Here is a 20,617-nt window from a genome sequence, read left to right as displayed (position 1 = left end):
GCTGCATGCACAGCTAGTTGATCAGCCTTTGGGCATCAAGCAAAGCGCCTACTTCTTTTCTTCAAAATATGAGCATGTAAGGAAGGTAGAAATGAGTAACAGACAATCGAAAACAGACGTCATTTTAATCGGTGCCGGAATTATGAGTGCGACTCTTGGGGCACTGCTCAAAGAACTGAAACCAGAATGGGAAATTAAAGTGTTCGAGAAGCTTGCGACGGCAGGCGAGGAAAGCTCTAACGAATGGAATAACGCTGGCACTGGCCATGCGGCTTTGTGCGAGCTCAACTATACAGACGAGAAGCCGGACGGCTCTGTCGACATCACGAAAGCAATCAAGATTAACGAGCAGTTCCAAGTCTCGAGACAGTTCTGGTCGTATCTGGTCAACAAAAATTTGATCAAGCACCCGGAAGAGTTCATTATGCCGATTCCTCATATGAGCATGGTTCAAGGAACGAAGAACGTAAGCTTCCTGAAGAAACGGTTCGAAGCGATGACCAGCAACCCGCTCTTCCAAGGGATGGAATTCTCGGATGATCCGAAGAAGCTGGCAGAGTGGATTCCGCTTATTATGCAGGATCGCACATCGGCTGAGCCGATCGCGGCGACTCGCATCGATACAGGTACAGACGTAAACTTCGGCGAGCTGACACGCGTTATGTTCGAATATTTGAAGAAGAAGAACGTTGAAATAAATTACAATCACATTGTGAATAATATGAGGCGTACGCGCGATGGCGAGTGGGATCTGAAAGTTCGCAACATGGGCACTGGCGCGGTTGAACGTCACACTGCGAAGTTCGTCTTTATCGGAAGCGGCGGCGGCAGCTTGCATCTGCTTCAGAAATCCGGCATTCCGGAAGGCAAAGGCATCGGCGGCTTCCCGGTAAGCGGTCTGTTCATGGTTTGTACGAATCCGGAAGTGGTCGAACAGCATCATGCGAAAGTATACGGAAAAGCACCGGTTGGCGCACCGCCAATGTCCGTTCCGCATTTGGACACACGCTTCATCGATGGCAAGAAATCGCTGCTCTTCGGACCTTTCGCAGGCTTCTCACCGAAGTTCCTGAAGACGGGCTCGATGTTCGATCTGATTACGTCGGTTAAACCAAGCAACGTCGTTACGATGATGGCTGCCGGCGCTAAGAATATGTCGCTTACGAAATACCTCATCCAGCAAGTCATGCTCTCCAAAGAGAAGCGTATGGAAGATCTTCGCACATTCATCCCGAGCGCGAAGAGCGAAGATTGGGATCTTGTTGTAGCAGGCCAGCGTGTTCAAGTTATTAAAGATACGCAAGCCGGAGGTAAGGGCACGCTTCAATTCGGTACGGAAGTTGTTACGGATGCAGAAGGTACAATCGCAGCACTGCTCGGCGCGTCGCCAGGTGCATCGACGGCCGTATCCGTTATGCTTGAAGTCATGTCGCGATGCTTCCCGAACGAGATGAAAGCATGGGAGCCGAAGATTAAAGAAATGATTCCTTCGTACGGCCAGTCTCTGGTGAAGAATCCGGAGCTGATTAAGGAGCTTCATGCTTCGACATCGGCTGCGCTGGGGCTCAATCGTGAGTTGGAAACTGTACATTAAGATTAAGATTAAGCCTTCGTCCTCTGATAGGACGGAGGCTTTTATTTAGCCAAGTCTATGAGGAACCTGTGATATAATGGGTGGGTTGAATTGGAATTGGAATTGGAATTGAATTGGAATTGGAATTGAAATTGGTAGATTTAGGATGGAGGCAGACCGATGAAACTAATAGATTTGAGTGTTCCGTTAAGCCCGAAGATCCGCGAGCCGCTGCCCGCGAAGATTGACTACGCAAGCCATGAAGATGGCGCGCGGCAAGCATCGGCTATACTAGGCTTGCAGCAGAGCGATTTTCCAGAGGGGAAAGCTTGGGCGACTGAGACGGTCACGCTGAATACGCATGCGGGAACGCATGTTGATGCCCCTTGGCATTATTGGCCGACGTCGGAGGGGGCACCTGCGAGAACGATCGATGAATTGCCGCTGGAGTGGTTCTACAGCGACGGCGTTCTGCTCGATTTTAGCGGGAAGCCGCCTGGTTATGAGATTACGACGGTTGATCTGCAAGAGGAGCTTGCGCGTATCGGGTATACGCTGAAGCCGTTCGATATTGTGCTCATCCGAAGCGATGCCGACAAGCGGCTCTATCAGGAGCATTACGCGTTTCTGCATGCCGGCGTGTCCGCGGAGGCGACGGTATGGCTGCTTGAGCAAGGCATCAAGGTCGTCGGAACGGACGGCTGGGGCTGGGATATTCCGCTCAATCTGCAAGCGCAAGACTTCAAGTCGAATCCAAGAGAAGGCGTACTCTGGGCAGCGCACTATGTTGGCAAAGACCTTGAATATTGCCAGATCGAGAAGCTGGCGAATCTGGATCAAATCCCGCAGCCTTTCGGATTCAAAGTGTGCTGCTTCCCGGTGAAAGTCGAGAAGGGCAGTGCAGGCTGGGCGCGTCCCGTAGCGATTATTGAAGGTTAATGAAAACGATAAACCCCAACGACAATTTCTGTGCGTTGGGGTTTGTTTTTATCATTCCATCAGCTCCATAAGCTTCGCATAATAAGAGATACCATTAGGGTGAATATACTCTCTACCGTAAGCGTCCAAGAAGACGTCATCGAATTCGTCGGTCTTCAAAGCTTCTGTCAGCAAGAAGTCCTGCTGCTCGTCCGAATCGAATGCGATCACCTTCGGCGCGAGCTTATGCTGATGAATGTACGCGGTCATTGCAGCTTCGCGCACAAGCGTACCTTTGCGGCTGATTTTGAGAAAAGCATCAGTGGAAGCAGCATTTGCGATAAAATAAGTTTGGGCATCCTTCGAACAGCTGCTGTCATAGAATGCAGCTCCTTGCAAGTAGGGCTGCATCGCTAGCGGGACGGATTCGATTTGGAATGTGGTCGCAGTTCTTCTCAAAGTCGTCCCTCCAATCTGTTACAATAGGGATAGTTTACCACAAATGGGCAGAGAGGAAGGTGAGCGAATGCGTGCTGATCAGGCAGGGAGAGAGATCGTGAAGTGGTTCTCGATATTCATGCTTAACGTATTTTTTGCGGTTATCCTTTATGTTATCGTTGGAGCTGCAATCAATCCAGTTGGGATTGAGGACGAGCTCATCTGCATTGGTATAGTCCTGTCGATTCAATGCTCCTTCATCATTACGTTATTATTCTATCTGATAGGCGTACAAAACAAGAAACGTGGAGGTTCGAGATCATGAAAGCGATCATCGTCGAGCAATTCGGGGGAACCGAGCATTTGAAGCTTGTCGATATGGAGACGCCGACCCCCGGACCCGGACAGGTGTTGATCCGCGTGAAGACGACAAGCGTGAACTTCGCCGATATAAAAGCTAGATATGGCAATAAGGGAGCAGGCAAGCTGCCGTTCATTCCGGGTCTTGAAGCAGCTGGAGTTGTGGAGCAGGTAGGCAAGCGAGTAAGTACGGTGCAGGTTGGGCAGCGCGTGCTTGCTTTTCCGCACAACGGCTCATACGCGGAGTATATCATCGCTGATGCGAATCTGACTTTCTCGTTACCAGACGAGGTGACGATGGAGGCAGCGGGGGCAAGCGGGATTGTCACTTTCCTATCGTATAAGCTGCTCGCAGATCTTGCGAAGATGGAAGCAGGCGAGACGGTTGTGGTTCATTCAGCGGCAGGAGGCGTCGGGACGACCGCGATTCAGGTGGCAAAAGCATTAAGCGCGGGGATGGTCATCGGCACAGTTGGCACCGAGTCCAAAATGCCTGTGGCATACGACGCTGGAGCTGATCACGTTCTCTGTTATGCGGACGGTTCCTGGGTTGAACAGGTGAGCGCATTAACCGGTGGAACTGGCTCAGCGATCATTCTCGATTCGGTTGGCGGAGCAGTTAGCGAGCAGAGTTTGGCATGCCTTGCCAAATACGGCCGTTTCGTTGTATTCGGCAACTCAAGCGGTACATACGCGCAGCTTTCGACTGGCGAGCTGCATGCAAGCTGCCGATCGATTCTCGGCTACAGCCTCGGCACAACGCGCAAGGAGCGGCCTGAACAATTGCAGGCTGCTGCGCCACAAGTGTTCCAGTTGCTGGCAAGCGGGAAGGTGCGAATTAAAATCAATGAGAAGCTTCCGCTGGAATCTGCCGCGCAGGCACAGGAGCTCGTTGAGACCAGGGCGAGCACTGGGAAAGTGCTGCTTGTTGTTGAGGAGTAGTACAGCTCGTTATGATGGAGCAAAACAAATAGACCGCATTCTCGCGAGGAGAGTGCGGTCTATTATCGTATTACTCGAGGATAAAAGGATGCTCGTGCGCAGAATCGTCCTCGCACGTCACATGTCATGCGCCGCCTGTTGCTAACAGCGTGTAGCGATGACCGCGAAATCGGATGTGCTTGAATGTGCAGCCGCCCCAAGGCGGTGAATGTTTCATTGAATGTCCAACTGCCTTTCTACTCTACAAATTCGTGCCTCTGAGCTGCTTCTCTCGGCGACTATATTGGAAGAGATATATGACTGTGATTAGCAAAATAATAAATGGCAAACCGCCGATCAAGAATCGGAAGCCATTGATCGCGCTGTCTGGCTGCGATGCGGCGTTCTCGTCAAAGCCGCTGGTCGCGAAGAAGATGCCCATAATCGCGTATTGAATCGACATGCCGATACGGATGATGAAGCCGTTGATGCCGTAATACATGCCTTCACGGCGACGACCTGACTGCTCCGCGTCAAAATCAATTACATCCGAGATAAGCACGTGCAGCGATAACATGAAACCAGAAACCGGAATACCTAGCAGCGCACCAATGACGATTACATCAGCTGGCGAGCTCACGAATAGGAACCCGAGCGAGATGATGGCGTACAGAATGGAAGAGAGGATTGCAGCTTTGACCGTTGCGAAGCGAAGGCCGCTCTTGGCCCAGACAAACGACATCGGAATCGCTACGATGAAGACTGCGCCTAGGAATATCGAGTTCTGTGTAGCGGTCAGCTCAACAACGTACTTAGTGTAGAAAGCAGTCAAGGAAACGAACATTGTCGTTGTCAGCTGGATCAGCAAGTTGGCAACTACGTAGGACGTGAACAGCTTGTTCTTCAGTGTTGTGATTGCTGCCTCTTTGAAACGGAGCGGGTTTTCTGAATATGCAGGGTTCTCAAAGGAACCGTAGAGCGATGCATAAAGAGTAATGATGCCGATAAAAGCAAATATGCCCGCAGTTAAGCTCCAACCGATCGATAATCCGAGTGACTTGGCAAGCGCGATGCCGATGATCATGCCGATAATGCTGAACATTTGCTGGTATGCGGAAACCTGGTAGCGGTCCTTCTTCGATTGATACATCTCTGGGAACAGGGCGCCTGTGTTGAGCCCGATGAACGAGTAGAGCAGGTCGAAGATTAAGGTCATGGCGAAGAAATAGACGAGCAGCATCGTCGTACCGACCGCCGGCGGACTGAAGAGCAGATAGAACACGACGCCGAACGGGAGGCTGCCGAACATGATATAAGGAATCCGTCTGCCGAAGCGGCTGCGCGTACGGTCGCTGACATGCCCAGCCAATAGATTGAAGAGGGCATTCAAGAGTCCATATACGATCATGCCGATCGAGATCGATGTCCCGGATACATGCAATTCGTCCACATAATAATAGACGGCGACGGCGCTGAACGCCTGCCATAGGACGCTAAGTCCAATTTGGTTCAGTGAATACGCAAGCTTCTTGGACGTGGATGCCATGGATGGGATGCCTCCTAAATAAGGTGGTGGAGTAAGTACTGCGAATTAGCTGCATTAGCTATATAGTGCCGCTGGGAAGAAGTGGAGCTGCTGTGCTGCAAGCACTTTGAATGCTTCTGCGAAACCAGCTGGCGCTTGCACCGGCTCTTGTTCCTGGATTAGCTTGCTGTGGAGCTGTGCAGCTTGATGCTCGAAATACATTCGAAGCATCGGCCATTCCGCATTATCGAACTGGCTCTTGTGCGCCAAAATAGATGCCAGCTTCGTCTCCCATTGAGCAGTGACGTCGATAAACGTGTTCGGGTGCGAAGTCGCATAGAATGCGATCTGCGGAACATCATGCGGATCGCCTTCAGGGAATCGAATCCTGTTCGCGGCGAACAGCATCGCCGTTGCGACTGCTTTGCCAGTCTTGATGTGATCTGGATGAGCCTCATATGGCATCCAAGGATCGACGGTCATGAGCATGTCCGGTTTCTCATCGCGGATGATCGGGATGAGCTTCTTCAGCACATCATCCTCCGAGTAGCCGCCCATGTCGGGGAAGCCGAGATTGATCTGCTTGGTTACACCTAGCAATTGGCCAGCCGCTTGCTTCTCGGACTCTCGGATGCGGATTATCTCCTCAGGGGTTGAAGCGCCTGTCGAGCCGCTGGCACTGCCGTCCGTGACGGTAATGTAAACGATTTCAACTCCTCGCAGCGCAAGCTCGCGCAAAGTTCCGGCAGCCCCGACCTCGTTATCGTCGGGATGCGGTTGAACGCAAATGATTCTTTTGACATCCAGTAAGTCGGGTAAGCCTAATAACTGTTTAATATTCATGATGATTACCTCCGATACGACATATTTTAGCATAATTCGATCATGAACTAACATCTGAATTTCATATCTGATATCGGTAGTCTATGTGCTTGTGTGATATGGCAGTCCTGCTTAGGCGCTTGAGGGATAGAACTGTTCTATATAAATGTTACATAGCTGCTGCTCATGCCATATGATAGCATTTATTTGTCAAGAAATTCATCGTGAGAAACTACTATTTAGTCATGAAAGTGAATGACAAACGGAAGATGCTAGTGGTAATATATGGTGAATTGTAATAGATCGATTTCAACTAGTGAAGAGGGGGCTTCTATGTTCCAAGCTTACTGGTATATGACGAAGCTGCGCGTATTGACCGGGCTTGCCTACCGATTCGAAGTGTTCGCCTCTGTCGGCACGAACCTCATTCTCATGGTGGCGTCCGTCTTCCTGTGGAAAGCTGCTTACAGCGGCGGTTCAGGCAGTGGCGTAGGAATGACGCTGCATGATTTGGTCACGTATACGATCGTCTCGATTTTGCTGGCATCGCTGTTCGTCACGGACGTACAAGACACGATCTACTACAAGATTCGCGAGGGCAAATCGTCACCGATTTCTACCGTCCCGTCCCGCTGCTCGCTTGTTACCTTGCAGAAGATATCGGTTCGATGCTCAGCTCCTTAATAAACAAAGTACTGCCGCTCTTCTTGGTGGTATCCATCCTGTTCGGCGTTCCGCTGCCAGCAACATGGATCGGAATGCTGTTATTCCTCCCGAGCTGCCTCTTAAGCTACGCCATTCTGTGGCTGCTTAGCGCGCTTGTGGGCTTGGTCGCCTTCTGGGTGATGGAGCTCGGCAACATGGGGAACGTCAAAGACGCCATCGTTCGTGTCCTCTCCGGCAGTCTCGTTCCGCTCTGGCTCTTCCCGCAATCCGTTCAAACGATCTCCGCGTATTTACCTTTTCAATATACCTACCAAACACCGCTTGGCATTTACATTGGCGAGACCGGGCCGGCTGATGGACTGCGTGCCATGGCGATTCAAGGCGCCTGGATCATCGTTCTATATCTCGCACTCGCGTTCTTCTGGCGCCACACCAAAACCAAAACATTAATCCAGGGAGGGTGAACGCAACGTGGCGACGATCCGTCATTATTACTCGGTTGCGACCTGCTTCGCCCGGCTTGCAATCCAACGACAGCTCGAATATCCGCTGTTCCTGTTCAGCTGGCTGCTCATGATCCCGATTCAATACTTCTCCGGCATCTGGATGCTGAAGATTATCGTCGATCGGTTTCAGCCGCTGGGTGGTTGGGATTTTCCGGAGCTTGCTTTTATCTACGGGCTAGGTCTGCTAAGTCACGGCATCATGGTTGTGCTCTTCATTAACACTTGGCACATCGACGGTATGGTCATTGACGGTGCTTTCGACCGGCTGCTGCTCAGGCCGATGAACGTGTTCTTCCAGCTCATCGCGAGCTATTTCAACTTTATCGGGCTTATCGACCTGATTCCAGGCATGGTGATCTTCATCTATGGCTGCCATCTCGTAGGCTTCGATTGGACCATGATGAATATTATCAAAATCATCCTCGTCATCATCGGCGGCGTCCTCATCCGCGCATCGCTCTTCATCACGCTGGGTACGATCGCGTTCTGGACGAAACGAAACGCATCCATGGTCGGCTTTGCGCTCTCGATGCTGGAGAGAGGAACGATGTATCCGCTGAGTATTTTTCCCTATATGATCCAGCTGTTGTTCACCTTTCTTGTGCCCATCGGGTTCATTACGTTCTATCCATCAATTGAATTTCTAGGGAAATCAGGGGAATTCGGGATGCCGACGAGCATTGCGCTATGGACGCCGATCATCGGCATACTCTGCTTCTGGCTCTCGCAGCGGATCTTCAAATTCGGACTACGAAACTACGAAAGTGCAGGCTCATAAGCGGGAGGCGTACAGCGATGGCAGTTATTGAAGTTACAGAGCTGGTGAAGGAATATGTTATTGCGAAGAAGGAACGGGGACTTCGCGGTGCGCTCAAAGGGCTGTTCTTCCCGGACAAGAGGAATGTGCGCGGCGTTGACGGGATCAGCTTCTCTATCGAACGCGGTGAAATTGTCGGCTATATCGGACCGAATGGTGCCGGGAAAAGCACGACGATCAAGATGCTCACAGGCATTCTGCACCCGACCTCAGGCACGATCCGAGTATGCGGTGTCTCGCCGCAAGCTGACCGGAAAGCGGTGGTGCGCAAGCTTGGCGTCGTCTTCGGACAACGGACGCAGCTGTATTGGGACTTGCGGCTGGGCGAGTCGTTCGAGCTGCTCAAACGAATCTACCAAGTGGATGACAAGACGTATGAAGATAATATGAATGTGCTTACTGAAGTGCTTCGCCTGGATCAATTCATTGATACGCCGGTCAGACAGTTATCGCTTGGTCAGCGGATGCGCGGGGATTTGGCCGCGGCCATGCTTCATTCGCCGGATGTGCTGTTTCTGGACGAACCGACGATTGGCCTTGATGCGGAGGCAAAGCACGCCATTCGCAGCTTCATACAAGAGATGAACCGAACGCGCGGCATTACCGTTATACTGACAACGCATGATCTCGATGACGTTGAAGAGCTATGCAGCCGATTAATAATCGTCAACCATGGGAAGGTTGTCGAGGACGGTCCGATCGGCGAGCTGATCGGCAAGCTGACGCCGAAACGGCTGCTCGTTGTCGACCTGCAGCATCCGTGCGCTGATGTGGGACACAAGTCTGCGCAGATTATTAAGCAGGACGGTCTTCGCATCTGGTATCAATTTGAGAAAGCCCGCGTTACAGCGGCGGAGTTGATCGCAGATCTATCGCAGAAGCTGCCGATTCAAGATCTAAGCGTCCAAGAGCCGGATATCGAGGATGCGATCAGAGAAGTTTACGCAACTACATAAGTCTTCTGTCGGTGACCAGTTTCACTCATTAAGCCCGCAGCTCATGCGGGCTTTTTTTGATTTTCACAAACAAGTTGGACAAAATGTGCGCTCTGACTAACTCGCTCTTCGTGCTATTTTCATAGATTACAATAAAAGGGGAAGGGATGTGCATGTATGGCGCGAGTCGCATTGTGATGCCCGTTTATTATCAGGATGAAGCGTATATCCGAGAAGCAATCCAATCTATACAATTGATGGACCCGAACATAGCTTCTGCGATCTCGTACTTTAACGGGGAAGTTACTTCTTCGAAGAGCGTTCAATATCTGTACCAGGCCATGACCGTGCGCTCGAGAATGATCGCTTTTGTGCAAGGTGGACTGTAGATCGTGATCGTTAGTAGTTCAATAGAATCGCTAAGTTTATGGAGCCGAGTTGAGGCTCTTTTTTGTTTGGGCAGGCAGGGGAGTTGGAAATTATGGGGAATTACTCATGTAGACTGGTCGCTTATCTGACTGCCAAAAGGGGGCTAACTAAAATGACAACGAAACCGGTAATCGAAGCTGCGACGAAAGAAGAGAGCGAGTACATAAGAAGAAGGCTGATCGAGTACAATGCGCAGCATGTGCCTGAGCATCTCCGCAACCGCTATGAGGAAATCAATCTGACGGTCAAAGACGAGGATGGACGTGTCGTTGGCGGCATGCTGGCGGAGTTTTGCTGGAATTGGATCGAGGTTCATATTTTGTGGGTGGATGATGCTGTAAGAAGGTCGGGCTACGGTTCCAAGCTGTTACAGCAGATCGAGACCATCGCGAGGGAAAAAGAGTGCAATTTCCTTAAGCTGAACACATTCAGCTTCCAAGCGCCGGAGTTTTACAAGAAGAAGGGTTATCGGGAGATTGCCGTACTGGAGGATGCTCCGAGCGGCAGCAGACATTATTATTTTAAGAAGGATATTGTTTAGCGAGACGCAATGGAACCTTGATGTACTTCTAAACCTGTCCAATCCCGCATAATGTACCATTGATTCGTTATCCATGTAATGAAAGAAGGGGTAACCTTATGGATAAGCAAAAGGTCCAAGCTAGTCATTCGAGAGAGGAAATTCTAACCCACTACAAAGAGAAGGGCTTCGCAGTCATACCGAACGCACTCTCGCAGGAAGAGCTTGATTACTTAAATAAATTGGTTGAAGCTTCCTTGCAGCAAAATCCGGAGCTGTGGCATCAGCCTCAGGATGGTGCAGTAGGCACGGTAGGATTGCTGGAAATGCATCCGCTCGAGATGGATCGCTTCATCCGGCATCCGGTTACGTTTCCGTTCGTTCAGGAGGTTCTGCTCGGTGAGGCTCGTTTTGCACAGTTTGACTTCCGAGATGTAACGGCCGAGCGTGCGAGCAGCAGTGAGATGCGGTTTCATCGCGACATCAGCTATTATGGGACGATCGGCGGGAAAATCTACGATCCGGAAAACCCGTACATCAGCACATACACGTGTGTCATCTATTATTTGTCGGATGTGCATGATTGCTGCCCGGCGTTCTGCCTTGTTCCGAACAGCCACACGTACGAATCGCTTGATGAGGCGAAGACGAAGCTAGGAGAAGCATACGAGGAAATTCCGATTCGGGGAAAAGCCGGTACCGCGGTGCTGTACAACATTACGACCTATCACACTCGAAAAGGCGGAACTGTGGACTGTACACACGGCCGACGTACCATGCATAACTATCATTCGCGTGCATCCAGCTATCCGCTGACCAATTGGGCGACTGTGCCTGAGGTGCTGGCGCTGAGCGATGATCATGAAACTCGCTTGTTCTACTCGCAATGGACGCCGAACCAGATTAAGTTCGCGCGCGACAATTACACGAGGCCGGTTCCGGCCTATTATCCGGTTCAGAGTATTAAATAGGTGTTTATTAATAGTCCAAAGACCGCTGTTACCAGCGGTCTTTTTGTCATTTCGTCGTTTTGTCATTCTCATATTTCGGCTCAGCGCTAGATCTTACTCGCCGCAATTAATAGAAACATCGGCCGGCGGACTTCTTCCTGCCATGCTGGATTGCTCTCTATCATCTCCTTCGTAGGCTGAAGCTCAGACAGCTTCGTAATGCTGAACCCAGCTGCGAGCAGCCCGTTGATATACGTTGCCACGGTGCGGTGATATTTGAGGACGTCATCGTTCAAGAATCTGGCTTCGCGCGGGCCTTCAAAATGATAACCGTCCACTGGCCAATGCTGCTTCTCGCCCTGTGAGTCGTAATGCCAATCTTGCGCTGCAAGCGCCGTGAAGATCGGATGCTCCACAGAGAAGACGAAGCTGCCGCCAGGCGCGAGATGAGCATGAACGCTCCGGCAAATTGCGCCGAAATCCTCGATGTAATGAAGGGCGAGCGAGCTGAGTACCACATCGAACGAGCCTGCTGGCAGGTCGACCTCTTCGATGGCGATTTGGCGGTATTCGATCTGTTCGTCGTTCGTCATTTCTTTGGCACGCTCCAGCATGTTGGCGGAAAGATCGAGCCCTAGCACATAGCTCGCCTGCTGCTCGCGTGCGTATCGGCAATGCCAGCCGAATCCGCAGCCGAGATCAAGCACTTTCTTGCCCTGCAGTTCAGGGAGCATGGCACGGAACGTGCTCCATTCTCCGGCAGCATCCAGGCCGCCGATGGAGCGCGGCATTTGGCTGTATTTGGCGAAGAAGCTGGAATCGTCATATTTGTTCTGTTTCATCGGTGTGGAAGACCTCCTGTCTATTAAGTCTTATTTTACCTGTAAGCCTAGAGCAGGTGCAATTCGTAGGCGCAGGTATTACAGAGCCGCGAGGCGAAAATGTAGTTGAGAGGTGAAGGAGATGAGTACGATGTCGAATGTTATTCTGATCACGGGTAAGCCTAGAATGGGCAAATCCACGTTGATCAAGAAGCTGGTACAAGAGATTGGTTCCGACCGCTGCGGCGGGTTTTATACAGATGAAATGCGTAACGAACATAATAGAATTGGGTTCAATTGTGTATCCGTTCAAGGAGACAGCGTGGGCATCGCACACGTGGAGAGTACCAGTCCGATTCGAGTGGGGCGGTATGGCGTAGAAGCAGAGCTGTTTGAGAGATTTGCAGGCGCAGTCTTGGAGGAAGCAGCAAGTACGCAGGAGATCATTCTTATCGATGAAATCGGGTTTATGCAGATGCATGCCTCGACATTTGCGCCGCGTGTCCAATCCATCCTGACGTCCTTGGCCACTTCGAAGCTCGTGATTGGGACTGTACCGCTGGACAGCCATCCGGACATCGATCCGATTAAGCAGCTTGCAGGGGTGCGGATCATTCATTTGGATGAGAGCAATAGAGATGCGATTTTCGGTGCGTTAATTAATGAAATTAAGTTAATCCTCGATTGAGTCCAGCGCATCACGCGATGGAACAATTTACTCCTATAACCAGCGACTCCGCCTCTGTAAAATAGAAATTGCGATTTTTACAAACAGAAGCGGAGTTAGCGGAATGAACAACAAAGAAACACGGATTTATTTTTATATCGGATCGTTAGCATATGGCAGTATCAGCTACTTCCTATTGCATAGCTTGAGGGGTCGCTGTTCTTCTTGCTATTCATTAGTTTGATCATCACCAAAACGCTGGAGCATAAATCGAAAGCGAGCTTTAACAGGCAATTTCTGAGCACTTGTATGGGGCTGTTCGTGTTTGGCTGGGCAGCTGTTATCGTAATTCTGATCGTAAAAGCATTGATCTTGTATATGTTCAGAGAACCCGGATAGATCTTGTTCCACGTCGCATGCTCCTTAGCGTGCTGGAATTTCCTCGAACAATAGCGCAATCCGAAGCCGAGCGGGTCAACGTTAGCATCGGGATCCCCCCATTCCCAACGGTTGTCACAGCGCCTATTGTTCTCCAAATGCCCATTATAATTTTCCTAATGGTTGTCAGCGAGCCTATTTGGTCGTTTTTCTCAGGAAACGGCCTTTTCGCAGGAAATAGCTGCTGTCACAACCGTTAGATTTCCAGAAACTGCATTCTTCACGAAATAGCCGCTCATACAACCGTTCGCACATTTTATTGTTGCCCGGAGAGGGATGAGCAAAGTTGGGAGAGCAGCCTCGCAGCAATTCCTGCTTATCCTGCTGCTGAGAGCTGGATTCTAATAAAAAGGCCTGCTCCAGTAAGGAGCAGGCTAGTGGATAATCATTATCTCGTGAGCACGTACACAACGACAAATGTGATGCTGCAAATCGCAAACGCAGTGAACAAAATATAGCCTATCCACCGTATCGGAGTCGGAAGACTGCTGAATTGCACGCTGTTGCTTGGTACGCCCATGATCGATCGGTTATGTTCGGTGACATCATTAAAGCTTGGCACATCGGCTGCGCGGGATTCATACATTTCGTTCTTCAAAATAAGAATCACCCTTTCGAAACGCCATTTGTTATAATTATACATATTATTCTCAGGAGGCAGCAATGGACAAAATTGTAATGGCAAAACGAGCAGCGTCGGAGAAGGCTGCGCAGTATGTACGTGACGGGATGGTCGTGGGGTTAGGAACAGGTTCGACAGCATATTGGGCGATTCAGAAGCTGGGTGAGATGACGAAGAACGGCTTGCAGATCAAGGCGGTCGCCACTTCCAACCAATCTGAAGCACTGGCGAAGGAGCTGCAGATCCCGTTAATCGCATTTACAGATATCGATGGTATTGATGTTACGATTGACGGTGCAGATGAGGTCGACGATGAGTGGAACTTAATCAAAGGCGGAGGAGGCGCGCTGCTGCGGGAGAAGATCATTGCTTCTGCCAGTAAGGAGCTGATTGTTGTTGCCGATGAGGGCAAGAAAGTGGAGCAGCTCGGCAAATTCCATCTTCCCGTGGAGATCGTACAGTTCGGATATGAGCTGACGCTGCGCAAGCTTGCCTCTTACGGCTGCATCCCGCATCTGAGAATGTCCGGCGAGAAGCGGTTCATAACGGATAACGGCAATTTCATCGTCGATTGCGAGTTTGGTCGGATTGAGCAACCGAGTGAGCTGCATGTTGCGCTTAACATGATTCCAGGCGTTGTGGAAAATGGATTGTTCATCCATCTGGCGACGAAAGTAATTGTGGGGTTTGGGGATGGCTCAGTGAGAGAGTTGGGTAGGTAAGCTTTACAAAAGAGCTGTAGTAGAGAGGTGTACCGGAGAGCTGTACTGGAGAGAGACAACTCCTCTTAAAAAGGACAAGTCCTTCTGGGCGAACGATATTGACTTGATCAAGGACCGCATGCAAAAATGATGTTGAAACCTAAAAATGATCAGGGAATGAGTGATCGCGATGTATTGGCGGGAAGCACGATACAGGACAATCGCATTACTACCCTTCGAAAACAGGGACCGCGTGGAAGCGAACAGCTTCCGCACGGTCCCTTTCTTATGGTAAAGCAGGAAAGGAGTGCTGACATGACATGAAGCCAATCGTGCTGGATGGAGCGAACCTCACTCCTGAATTAGTTGCTGACGTCGCTTATCATTATCGACCGGTTATTGTCGCAGACGATGCGATGAAGCGGGTTGTCAAATGCCGCGAGATGGTCGATGAACTCTTGGCGAGCGGGCAAGTGGTGTACGGAGTAACAACGGGCTTTGGGAAATTCAGTGATGTCGTCGTATCACCGCAGCACGGCGCACAGCTGCAAGTGAACTTGATTCGCAGCCATGCGTGCGCTGTCGGCAATCCGCTCTCTGAACCGGTCGTGCGCGCGATCATGCTGCTTCGTGCGAATGCGCTGTGCAGAGGGAATTCGGGCATCACGCCGGAAACGCTGCAGCTTCTCATCGATTGCATCAACAAGCGTGTGTATCCGGTCATACCGGAGCAAGGCTCGCTCGGCGCAAGCGGCGACTTGGCACCGCTGTCGCATCTCGTACTTGTGCTGATCGGCGAGGGAGAGGCGTATGATCAAGGGAAAAGGGTCTCCGGCCTGCAAGCACTTGCGAATGCAGGACTTCAGCCGATCACGCTGCAAGCGAAAGAAGGGCTCGCGCTCATTAACGGGACTCAGATCATGACTGCGATCGGCACGCTCTCGTATGTTAAGTCGCAGCGGCTTGCGAAGATTGCGGATGTCATTGCGGCCATGACAGTGGAGACGCTGCGCGGCATACCCGATGCTTATGCAGAAGAAGTGCAGCTCGTGCGTCCTTATCCGGAGCAGATCGGCGTCGCGCGCAACTTGCGAACATTGCTGCAAGGGAGCCGACATACGACGCGCCAAGGCGAGCTTCGCGTCCAAGACGCCTATTCCCTTCGCTGTCTGCCGCAGGTGCATGGCGCCACAAGACAAGTGCTCGCCTACACGCTCGACAAGCTGAACATGGAGATCAATGCCGCAACAGATAATCCGCTCCTGTTCCCGGAGAAAGGGCTCGTAATATCTGGCGGTAACTTTCACGGTCAACCGATTGCTTTTGCGATGGACTTCTTAAAGATCGGCATGAGCGAGCTCGCGAACATTTCAGAGCGCCGAACAGAGAGACTGGTCAATCCGGCATTGTCCGGCGGGTTGCCGGCATTCCTTAGTCATAGTCCGGGTCTCGGATCGGGACTTATGATCACGCAGTACGTCAGCGCATCACTCGTATCCGAGAACAAGGTGCTCGCGCATCCGGCCAGCGTCGATTCGATTCCTTCGTCTGCGAATCAAGAGGATCATGTGTCGATGGGAACGACCGCAGCGCGGCATGCCGAGCAGGTGATCCGTAACGTTGCAAAAGTGCTGGCGATTGAGCTCATATGCGCGGCAGAAGCTGCTGATTTCGTTGGTGCGAGTGGCTTGGCGCCAGCGACGAGGGTGTTGTATGACAGCTTGCGGGCTATCGTTCCGAAAGTCGATGAAGATCGATCGACTTCTGCGGATATCGAGCGTACTGCCAAGGCGTTGTTGTCAGGCGAATGGCTGGAGGCGGTTGAAGCGGTGTCTGGTCCACTGTATTAGCTCATAACTCGCAATTCTGAAGCTCTCAACTCTCAACTCTCAACTCGTTAAAGGAGGTTCACTTCCAGATGAGTGCGAATCAACCGATGGAGCCCAAACGCGTCATTCGTGCCCCGCGCGGTACGGAGCTGACCTGCAAAGGCTGGGTGCAAGAGGCTGCCATGCGCATGCTGATGAACAACCTGGATCCCGACGTCGCCGAGCGGCCGGAGGATCTCGTCGTGTATGGCGGAATTGGCAAGGCAGCACGGAACTGGCCGTCTTACGATGCGATCGTTCGCGAGCTGCAGCGCCTGGAGAGCAATGAGACGCTGCTCATTCAGTCCGGGAAACCAGTCGGCGTCTTCAAGACCCATGAACGCGCGCCGCGAGTCCTGCTGTCGAACTCCGTGCTCGTGCCCAAGTGGGCTACGTGGGAGAATTTCCGCGAGCTGGAGCAGAAAGGGCTGATGATGTACGGCCAGATGACAGCGGGCAGCTGGATTTATATCGGAACGCAAGGGATCCTGCAGGGGACGTATGAGACATTCGCGGAAGCGGCAAGGCAGCACGCTGGCGGCAGCTTGCGCGGTACGCTTACGCTTACAGCCGGGCTTGGCGGGATGGGGGGCGCGCAACCGTTAGCTGTAACGATGAACGGCGGTGTCGTTATTGCCGTTGAGGTTGATCGTGCGCGAATCGAACGTCGCATCCAAACGCGTTACTGCGATGTGCTGGCAGAGTCCCTAGATGACGCGCTCGCATTGGCTAACAACGCGGTTGCTTCGAGTAAGCCGCTCTCGATAGGGCTGCTCGGCAATGCAGCGGAGATCTATCCGGAGATTGTGCGGCGCGGGATGAAGCCGGATTTTACGACGGACCAGACATCGGCGCATGACCCGCTGGTCGGCTATATTCCGGCAGGGTTATCGCTCGAGGAAGCTGCGAGGCTGCGGTCAAGTGACCCCGCAAAGTACATGAAGCTTGCAAAATCTAGCATCGCCGTCCATGTGCAAGCGATGCTCGATCTCCAGCAGATGGGCTCGGTCGTGTTCGACTACGGCAACAACATCCGCCAAGTTGCCTTCGACGAAGGTGTGTCCGCTGCGTTCGATTTCCCCGGCTTCGTCCCGGCGTATATCCGCCCGTTGTTCTGCGAAGGGAAAGGACCCTTCCGTTGGGCGGCGCTATCCGGCGATCCAGTAGATATTCGCAAGACGGATGAGCTGGTGCTCCGTCTGTTCCCGGACAATGAACGGCTGCGCCGATGGATCGAGATGGCGAGCGAGCGCGTCGCATTCCAAGGACTGCCGGCCCGCATCTGCTGGCTTGGCTATGGCGAACGCGAGAAGTTCGGCCTCGCGCTCAATGAGCTGGTCCGCAGCGGTGAGCTGAAAGCGCCGATTGTCATCGGCCGGGATCATCTCGACTGCGGCTCGGTGGCCTCGCCTAACCGCGAGACAGAAGCGATGAAGGACGGCTCCGACACAGTCGGCGATTGGGCCATTCTGAATGCGCTTATCAACACATCGGCTGGCGCATCCTGGGTTTCCGTCCATCATGGGGGAGGCGTCGGGATGGGTTACTCGCTCCATGCCGGCATGGTAATCGTCGCTGACGGGACGGATGAAGCGGCCGAGCGGCTAAGCGCAGTTCTGACATCGGACCCGGGCATGGGCGTTGTTCGCCATGTGGATGCCGGTTACGACGAAGCGATTGAAACGGCTAAGAAGCATGGCATTCGGATTCCGATGCGGGAATAGAGGAGGTAGCCGAAGTGAGTTCGAGAGGTGAGCGAGTTGATTTGCTTCTTACCGATATCGGTCGGTTGGTCACGCCGCCGCCAGGCGGCAATCCGCGCTATGGGACAGAGATGAGCGCGGTTCATGAAATCGAGCATGCGGCTATCGCGATTCGCGAAGGGATCATTGTGTTGTTCGGACCCGAGAGTGAAGTGCGGCAGCAGCTGAACGGCGAAGGTGTGGAAATCGCCGAATCGGTTAGTGCCGAAGGCAGACTCGTGGTCCCCGGCTTCGTCGATCCGCACACGCATCTAGTCCATGGCGGCTCGAGGGAGCATGAGCTGTCGCTCAAAAGGTCGGGCGTTCCGTATTTGGATATTTTGGCGCAGGGCGGCGGCATTCTGAGCACGGTGCGAGCGACTCGCGCGGCGAGCGAGCAGGAGCTGCTCGCGAAAGCGCGCAAAAGCCTCGATATCATGCTCCTGAACGGAGTCACGACCGTTGAAGCGAAGAGCGGCTATGGGCTGTCGCTCGAGTATGAGCTGAAGCAGCTGCGTGTAGCGAAGCAGCTTGATGCGGAGCATCCGGTCGATCTCGTCACGACGTTTATGGGCGCTCATGCGGTACCGCCGGAGTACAAAGGGCGGACGGACGAATATGTCGAGCTCATCGTAAGCAGCATGCTGCCTGAAGTGTCGCGCCAAGGACTTGCTGAATGTTGTGATGTATTCTGCGAGGAAGGCGTCTTCAGCGTTCCGCAATCGAGGCGTATTCTTCAAGAAGCTGCGCGATACGGACTTCGAGCCAAAATCCACGCAGACGAAATCGTGCCGCTCGGCGGTGCAGAGCTCGCCGGGGAGATCGGCGCGATATCTGCGGAGCATCTGCTCGCCGCGTCGGACCAAGGACTATGCTCGCTCGCAGCGAGCGGCGTTATTCCAGTGCTCCTGCCCGGCACATCGTTCAACCTCGGGCTGAAGCAGCACGCGCGTGCTCGTGAAATGATCGACATCCATCAGCTGCCGGTGGCGCTGTCAACGGACTACAATCCTGGATCGTGTCCAACTGAGTCGCTCCAGCTCATTATGATGCTCGCATCGCTGAACCTCCGGATGACGCCGGAAGAGATACTGACCGCCTGCACGATTAATGCGGCGGCAGCGATCGGACGTGCAGACGCGATCGGTTCCATCGAGGCCCGCAAACGAGCGGATGTGACGATTCTCGATGCTCCGAACCTCGCCTATTTGCCGTACCATTTTGGCATCAACCATACGTTTGGCGTGATCAAGAGCGGCAGCATCGTGGTTTGGGAAGGCAGACTGGTAGAGGGGGAGGGGCGGCTATGAAAGACAGCGAACACGAGAATGATCATGCAGCATTTGACCCCGTACCATTCCTGGCATCGCCCGATCAGGCAGCGTTTCGAGATCATCTGGAGACGAAGGTCGCCCATTGGATCAGACAATGGGATGGGCAAGAGCAGCTTACGGCTGGAGTCATCGGCGTCCCGCTGTCCAAGGCTTCGATCTCGCTTTCCGGCGCATCGACGACACCGGCCGCTGTGCGTGCAGCGTTCAAATCTTTTACCACCTACTCGATGGAATACGATGTCGATCTGCAGCAGATGGCCGTCCGCGATCTTGGAGATATCCAAATGCATGTGACCGACGTCAATGAATGCCACCGACGGATTGAGGCTTGTCTCGCCAAGCTGTATGAGCGCCAGCCCACGATCGTTCCAATCGTATTTGGCGGGGATCATTCGATCAGCTTCCCATCGGTGAAAGCTTTTGCCAGTCGATATCCAGAGAAGAAGCTAGGGATGATCCACTTCGACGCTCACCATGATGTCCGCAATTTCGAGGACGGCGGCGCAACGAACGGAACGCCATTTCGCGGAATTTTGGAGTCTGGCGTAGTCTCCGGAAGTAATATCGCGCAGATTGGCATACGCGGTTTCATGAATTCGAAACCCTATCATGATTACGTAAAAAGTAAAGGCGTTCATGTATTTACGTCACGCAATGTGCGCAATAGCGGTATTAGCACCGTACTTGCGAGGGCGCTCTCTGCCGCAGGAGACGGTACGGATGCGATCTACGTGAGCTTCGATGTCGATGTCATCGATCAAGCTTTTGCCCCCGGCTGTCCAGCAATCGGCACCGGCGGGCTGAATCCGTGGGATGCCCTTGATGCGCTGTATCATCTCGGCACGCTGCCGCAAGTGATGGCAATCGACTTCGTCTGTATCGATCCGACGGTTGATGTGCGCAACGCCACCTCACGCCTCGCGGTGCAATTGATGCTTAGCTTCTTAGCGGGAATGGCAAGCCGTCCAGGCTGATTTCGACATGGTCCATACAGAAAGAACACATATTTCAACAATTTACACCCATTTACAGGAAACGCCGCTT

General features: G+C 52.5%; 22 protein-coding genes. 17 read left to right on the top strand and 5 right to left on the bottom strand.

Translation table 11 applies throughout. The features are described from left to right. Positions 1 to 34 precede the first annotated feature (34 nt). Positions 35 to 1,594 carry a malate:quinone oxidoreductase gene (locus A8990_RS08310; protein ID WP_281272490.1) on the top strand — a complete coding sequence of 520 codons (1,560 nt, stop codon included), beginning with the start codon at positions 35 to 37 and terminating at the stop codon, positions 1,592 to 1,594. Positions 1,595 to 1,753: 159 nt separating this feature from the next. Further along, positions 1,754 to 2,512 carry a cyclase family protein gene (locus A8990_RS08305; RefSeq protein WP_116188549.1) on the top strand — a complete coding sequence of 253 codons (759 nt, stop codon included), beginning with the start codon at positions 1,754 to 1,756 and terminating at the stop codon, positions 2,510 to 2,512. A 51-nt stretch (positions 2,513 to 2,563) separates the two neighbouring features. Here A8990_RS08305 and A8990_RS08300 read toward each other — a convergent pair whose 3' ends face one another. Then, on the bottom strand, positions 2,564 to 2,950 hold the full coding sequence (locus A8990_RS08300) for a protein kinase family protein (protein WP_116188548.1): 387 nt from the start codon (positions 2,948 to 2,950) through the stop codon (positions 2,564 to 2,566). A gap of 67 nt (positions 2,951 to 3,017) precedes the next feature. Between A8990_RS08300 and A8990_RS08295 the strand changes: the two genes are divergently transcribed. Together A8990_RS08295 and A8990_RS08290 are read left to right on the top strand one after the other, a co-directional pair. Further along, the gene (locus A8990_RS08295; protein WP_116188547.1) at positions 3,018 to 3,254 is read left to right on the top strand and encodes a hypothetical protein; all 237 of its coding nucleotides are present in this window, start codon (positions 3,018 to 3,020) and stop codon (positions 3,252 to 3,254) included. Continuing rightward, the gene (locus A8990_RS08290; RefSeq protein WP_116188546.1) at positions 3,251 to 4,231 is read left to right on the top strand and encodes a quinone oxidoreductase family protein; all 981 of its coding nucleotides are present in this window, start codon (positions 3,251 to 3,253) and stop codon (positions 4,229 to 4,231) included. The genes A8990_RS08295 and A8990_RS08290 overlap by 4 nt, the downstream gene beginning before the upstream one ends. A 241-nt stretch (positions 4,232 to 4,472) precedes the next feature. On the opposite strand, the gene A8990_RS08285 is transcribed toward A8990_RS08290, so the two are convergent. Next, positions 4,473 to 5,756: an MFS transporter gene (locus tag A8990_RS08285; protein ID WP_116188545.1), complete on the bottom strand. Its 1,284-nt coding sequence runs from the start codon at positions 5,754 to 5,756 to the stop codon at positions 4,473 to 4,475. A 54-nt stretch (positions 5,757 to 5,810) separates the two neighbouring features. Continuing rightward, complete coding sequence (locus A8990_RS08280; RefSeq protein WP_116188544.1) at positions 5,811 to 6,578, bottom strand: PIG-L deacetylase family protein; 768 nt, start codon at positions 6,576 to 6,578, stop codon at positions 5,811 to 5,813. A gap of 312 nt (positions 6,579 to 6,890) precedes the next feature. On the opposite strand from A8990_RS08280, the gene A8990_RS32035 reads away from it, so the two are divergent. The 7 genes from A8990_RS32035 (at position 6,891) to A8990_RS08250 (ending at position 11,401) form a co-directional block, all read left to right on the top strand. Continuing rightward, positions 6,891 to 7,241, top strand: a complete 351-nt coding sequence (locus A8990_RS32035) for a hypothetical protein (RefSeq protein ID WP_245995902.1) — start codon at positions 6,891 to 6,893, stop codon at positions 7,239 to 7,241. Beyond that, complete coding sequence (locus A8990_RS08275) at positions 7,160 to 7,687, top strand: ABC transporter permease (protein ID WP_342772807.1); 528 nt, start codon at positions 7,160 to 7,162, stop codon at positions 7,685 to 7,687. The genes A8990_RS32035 and A8990_RS08275 overlap by 82 nt, the downstream gene beginning before the upstream one ends. 7 nt (positions 7,688 to 7,694) lie before the next feature. Further along, a complete protein-coding gene (locus tag A8990_RS08270) occupies positions 7,695 to 8,507 on the top strand; it encodes an ABC transporter permease (RefSeq protein WP_116188542.1) in 813 nt (270 codons plus the stop codon). Between the two features lie 17 nt (positions 8,508 to 8,524). Then, entirely contained in the window at positions 8,525 to 9,502 is a 978-nt protein-coding gene (locus tag A8990_RS08265; protein WP_116188541.1) for an ABC transporter ATP-binding protein, read from the top strand. A 152-nt stretch (positions 9,503 to 9,654) separates the two neighbouring features. After that, positions 9,655 to 9,870 (top strand): hypothetical protein, encoded by a 216-nt coding sequence (locus A8990_RS08260; protein WP_116188540.1) that lies wholly within the window; start codon positions 9,655 to 9,657, stop codon positions 9,868 to 9,870. A 152-nt stretch (positions 9,871 to 10,022) separates the two neighbouring features. Then, positions 10,023 to 10,451: a GNAT family N-acetyltransferase gene (locus A8990_RS08255; RefSeq protein ID WP_116188539.1), complete on the top strand. Its 429-nt coding sequence runs from the start codon at positions 10,023 to 10,025 to the stop codon at positions 10,449 to 10,451. Positions 10,452 to 10,549: 98 nt separating this feature from the next. After that, positions 10,550 to 11,401, top strand: a complete 852-nt coding sequence (locus A8990_RS08250) for a phytanoyl-CoA dioxygenase family protein (RefSeq protein ID WP_116188538.1) — start codon at positions 10,550 to 10,552, stop codon at positions 11,399 to 11,401. A gap of 86 nt (positions 11,402 to 11,487) precedes the next feature. On the opposite strand, the gene A8990_RS08245 is transcribed toward A8990_RS08250, so the two are convergent. Beyond that, positions 11,488 to 12,222, bottom strand: coding sequence for a class I SAM-dependent methyltransferase (locus tag A8990_RS08245; RefSeq protein WP_116188537.1), 735 nt, complete (start codon positions 12,220 to 12,222; stop codon positions 11,488 to 11,490). A gap of 130 nt (positions 12,223 to 12,352) precedes the next feature. On the opposite strand from A8990_RS08245, the gene A8990_RS08240 reads away from it, so the two are divergent. Continuing rightward, positions 12,353 to 12,889, top strand: a complete 537-nt coding sequence (locus A8990_RS08240; protein WP_181909463.1) for a nucleoside-triphosphatase — start codon at positions 12,353 to 12,355, stop codon at positions 12,887 to 12,889. An 805-nt stretch (positions 12,890 to 13,694) separates the two neighbouring features. Here A8990_RS08240 and A8990_RS08235 read toward each other — a convergent pair. Beyond that, positions 13,695 to 13,904: a hypothetical protein gene (locus A8990_RS08235; RefSeq protein ID WP_245995901.1), complete on the bottom strand. Its 210-nt coding sequence runs from the start codon at positions 13,902 to 13,904 to the stop codon at positions 13,695 to 13,697. Between the two features lie 65 nt (positions 13,905 to 13,969). Between A8990_RS08235 and rpiA the strand changes: the two genes are divergently transcribed. From rpiA to hutG, 5 genes are all read left to right on the top strand, one after another. Next, positions 13,970 to 14,650, top strand: a complete 681-nt coding sequence (gene rpiA, locus A8990_RS08230) for a ribose-5-phosphate isomerase RpiA (protein WP_116188535.1) — start codon at positions 13,970 to 13,972, stop codon at positions 14,648 to 14,650. Between the two features lie 299 nt (positions 14,651 to 14,949). Then, entirely contained in the window at positions 14,950 to 16,479 is a 1,530-nt protein-coding gene (gene hutH / locus A8990_RS08225; RefSeq protein ID WP_116188534.1) for a histidine ammonia-lyase, read from the top strand. 86 nt (positions 16,480 to 16,565) lie between these two features. Next, the gene (gene hutU, locus A8990_RS08220) at positions 16,566 to 18,221 is read left to right on the top strand and encodes a urocanate hydratase (protein ID WP_116188615.1); all 1,656 of its coding nucleotides are present in this window, start codon (positions 16,566 to 16,568) and stop codon (positions 18,219 to 18,221) included. A gap of 14 nt (positions 18,222 to 18,235) precedes the next feature. Then, positions 18,236 to 19,549 carry an imidazolonepropionase gene (gene hutI / locus A8990_RS08215; RefSeq protein WP_116188533.1) on the top strand — a complete coding sequence of 438 codons (1,314 nt, stop codon included), beginning with the start codon at positions 18,236 to 18,238 and terminating at the stop codon, positions 19,547 to 19,549. Then, positions 19,546 to 20,547: a formimidoylglutamase gene (gene hutG / locus A8990_RS08210; protein ID WP_116188532.1), complete on the top strand. Its 1,002-nt coding sequence runs from the start codon at positions 19,546 to 19,548 to the stop codon at positions 20,545 to 20,547. The genes hutI and hutG overlap by 4 nt, the downstream gene beginning before the upstream one ends. Positions 20,548 to 20,617: the final 70 nt, after the last annotated feature.

The sequence above is a fragment of the Paenibacillus taihuensis genome (genome assembly GCF_003386535.1).
Lineage (GTDB): Bacteria > Bacillota > Bacilli > Paenibacillales > Paenibacillaceae > Paenibacillus_Z > Paenibacillus_Z taihuensis.
Note: the sequence above shows the minus strand (reverse complement) of the source record. Positions and strands in the feature narration are given on the sequence as shown.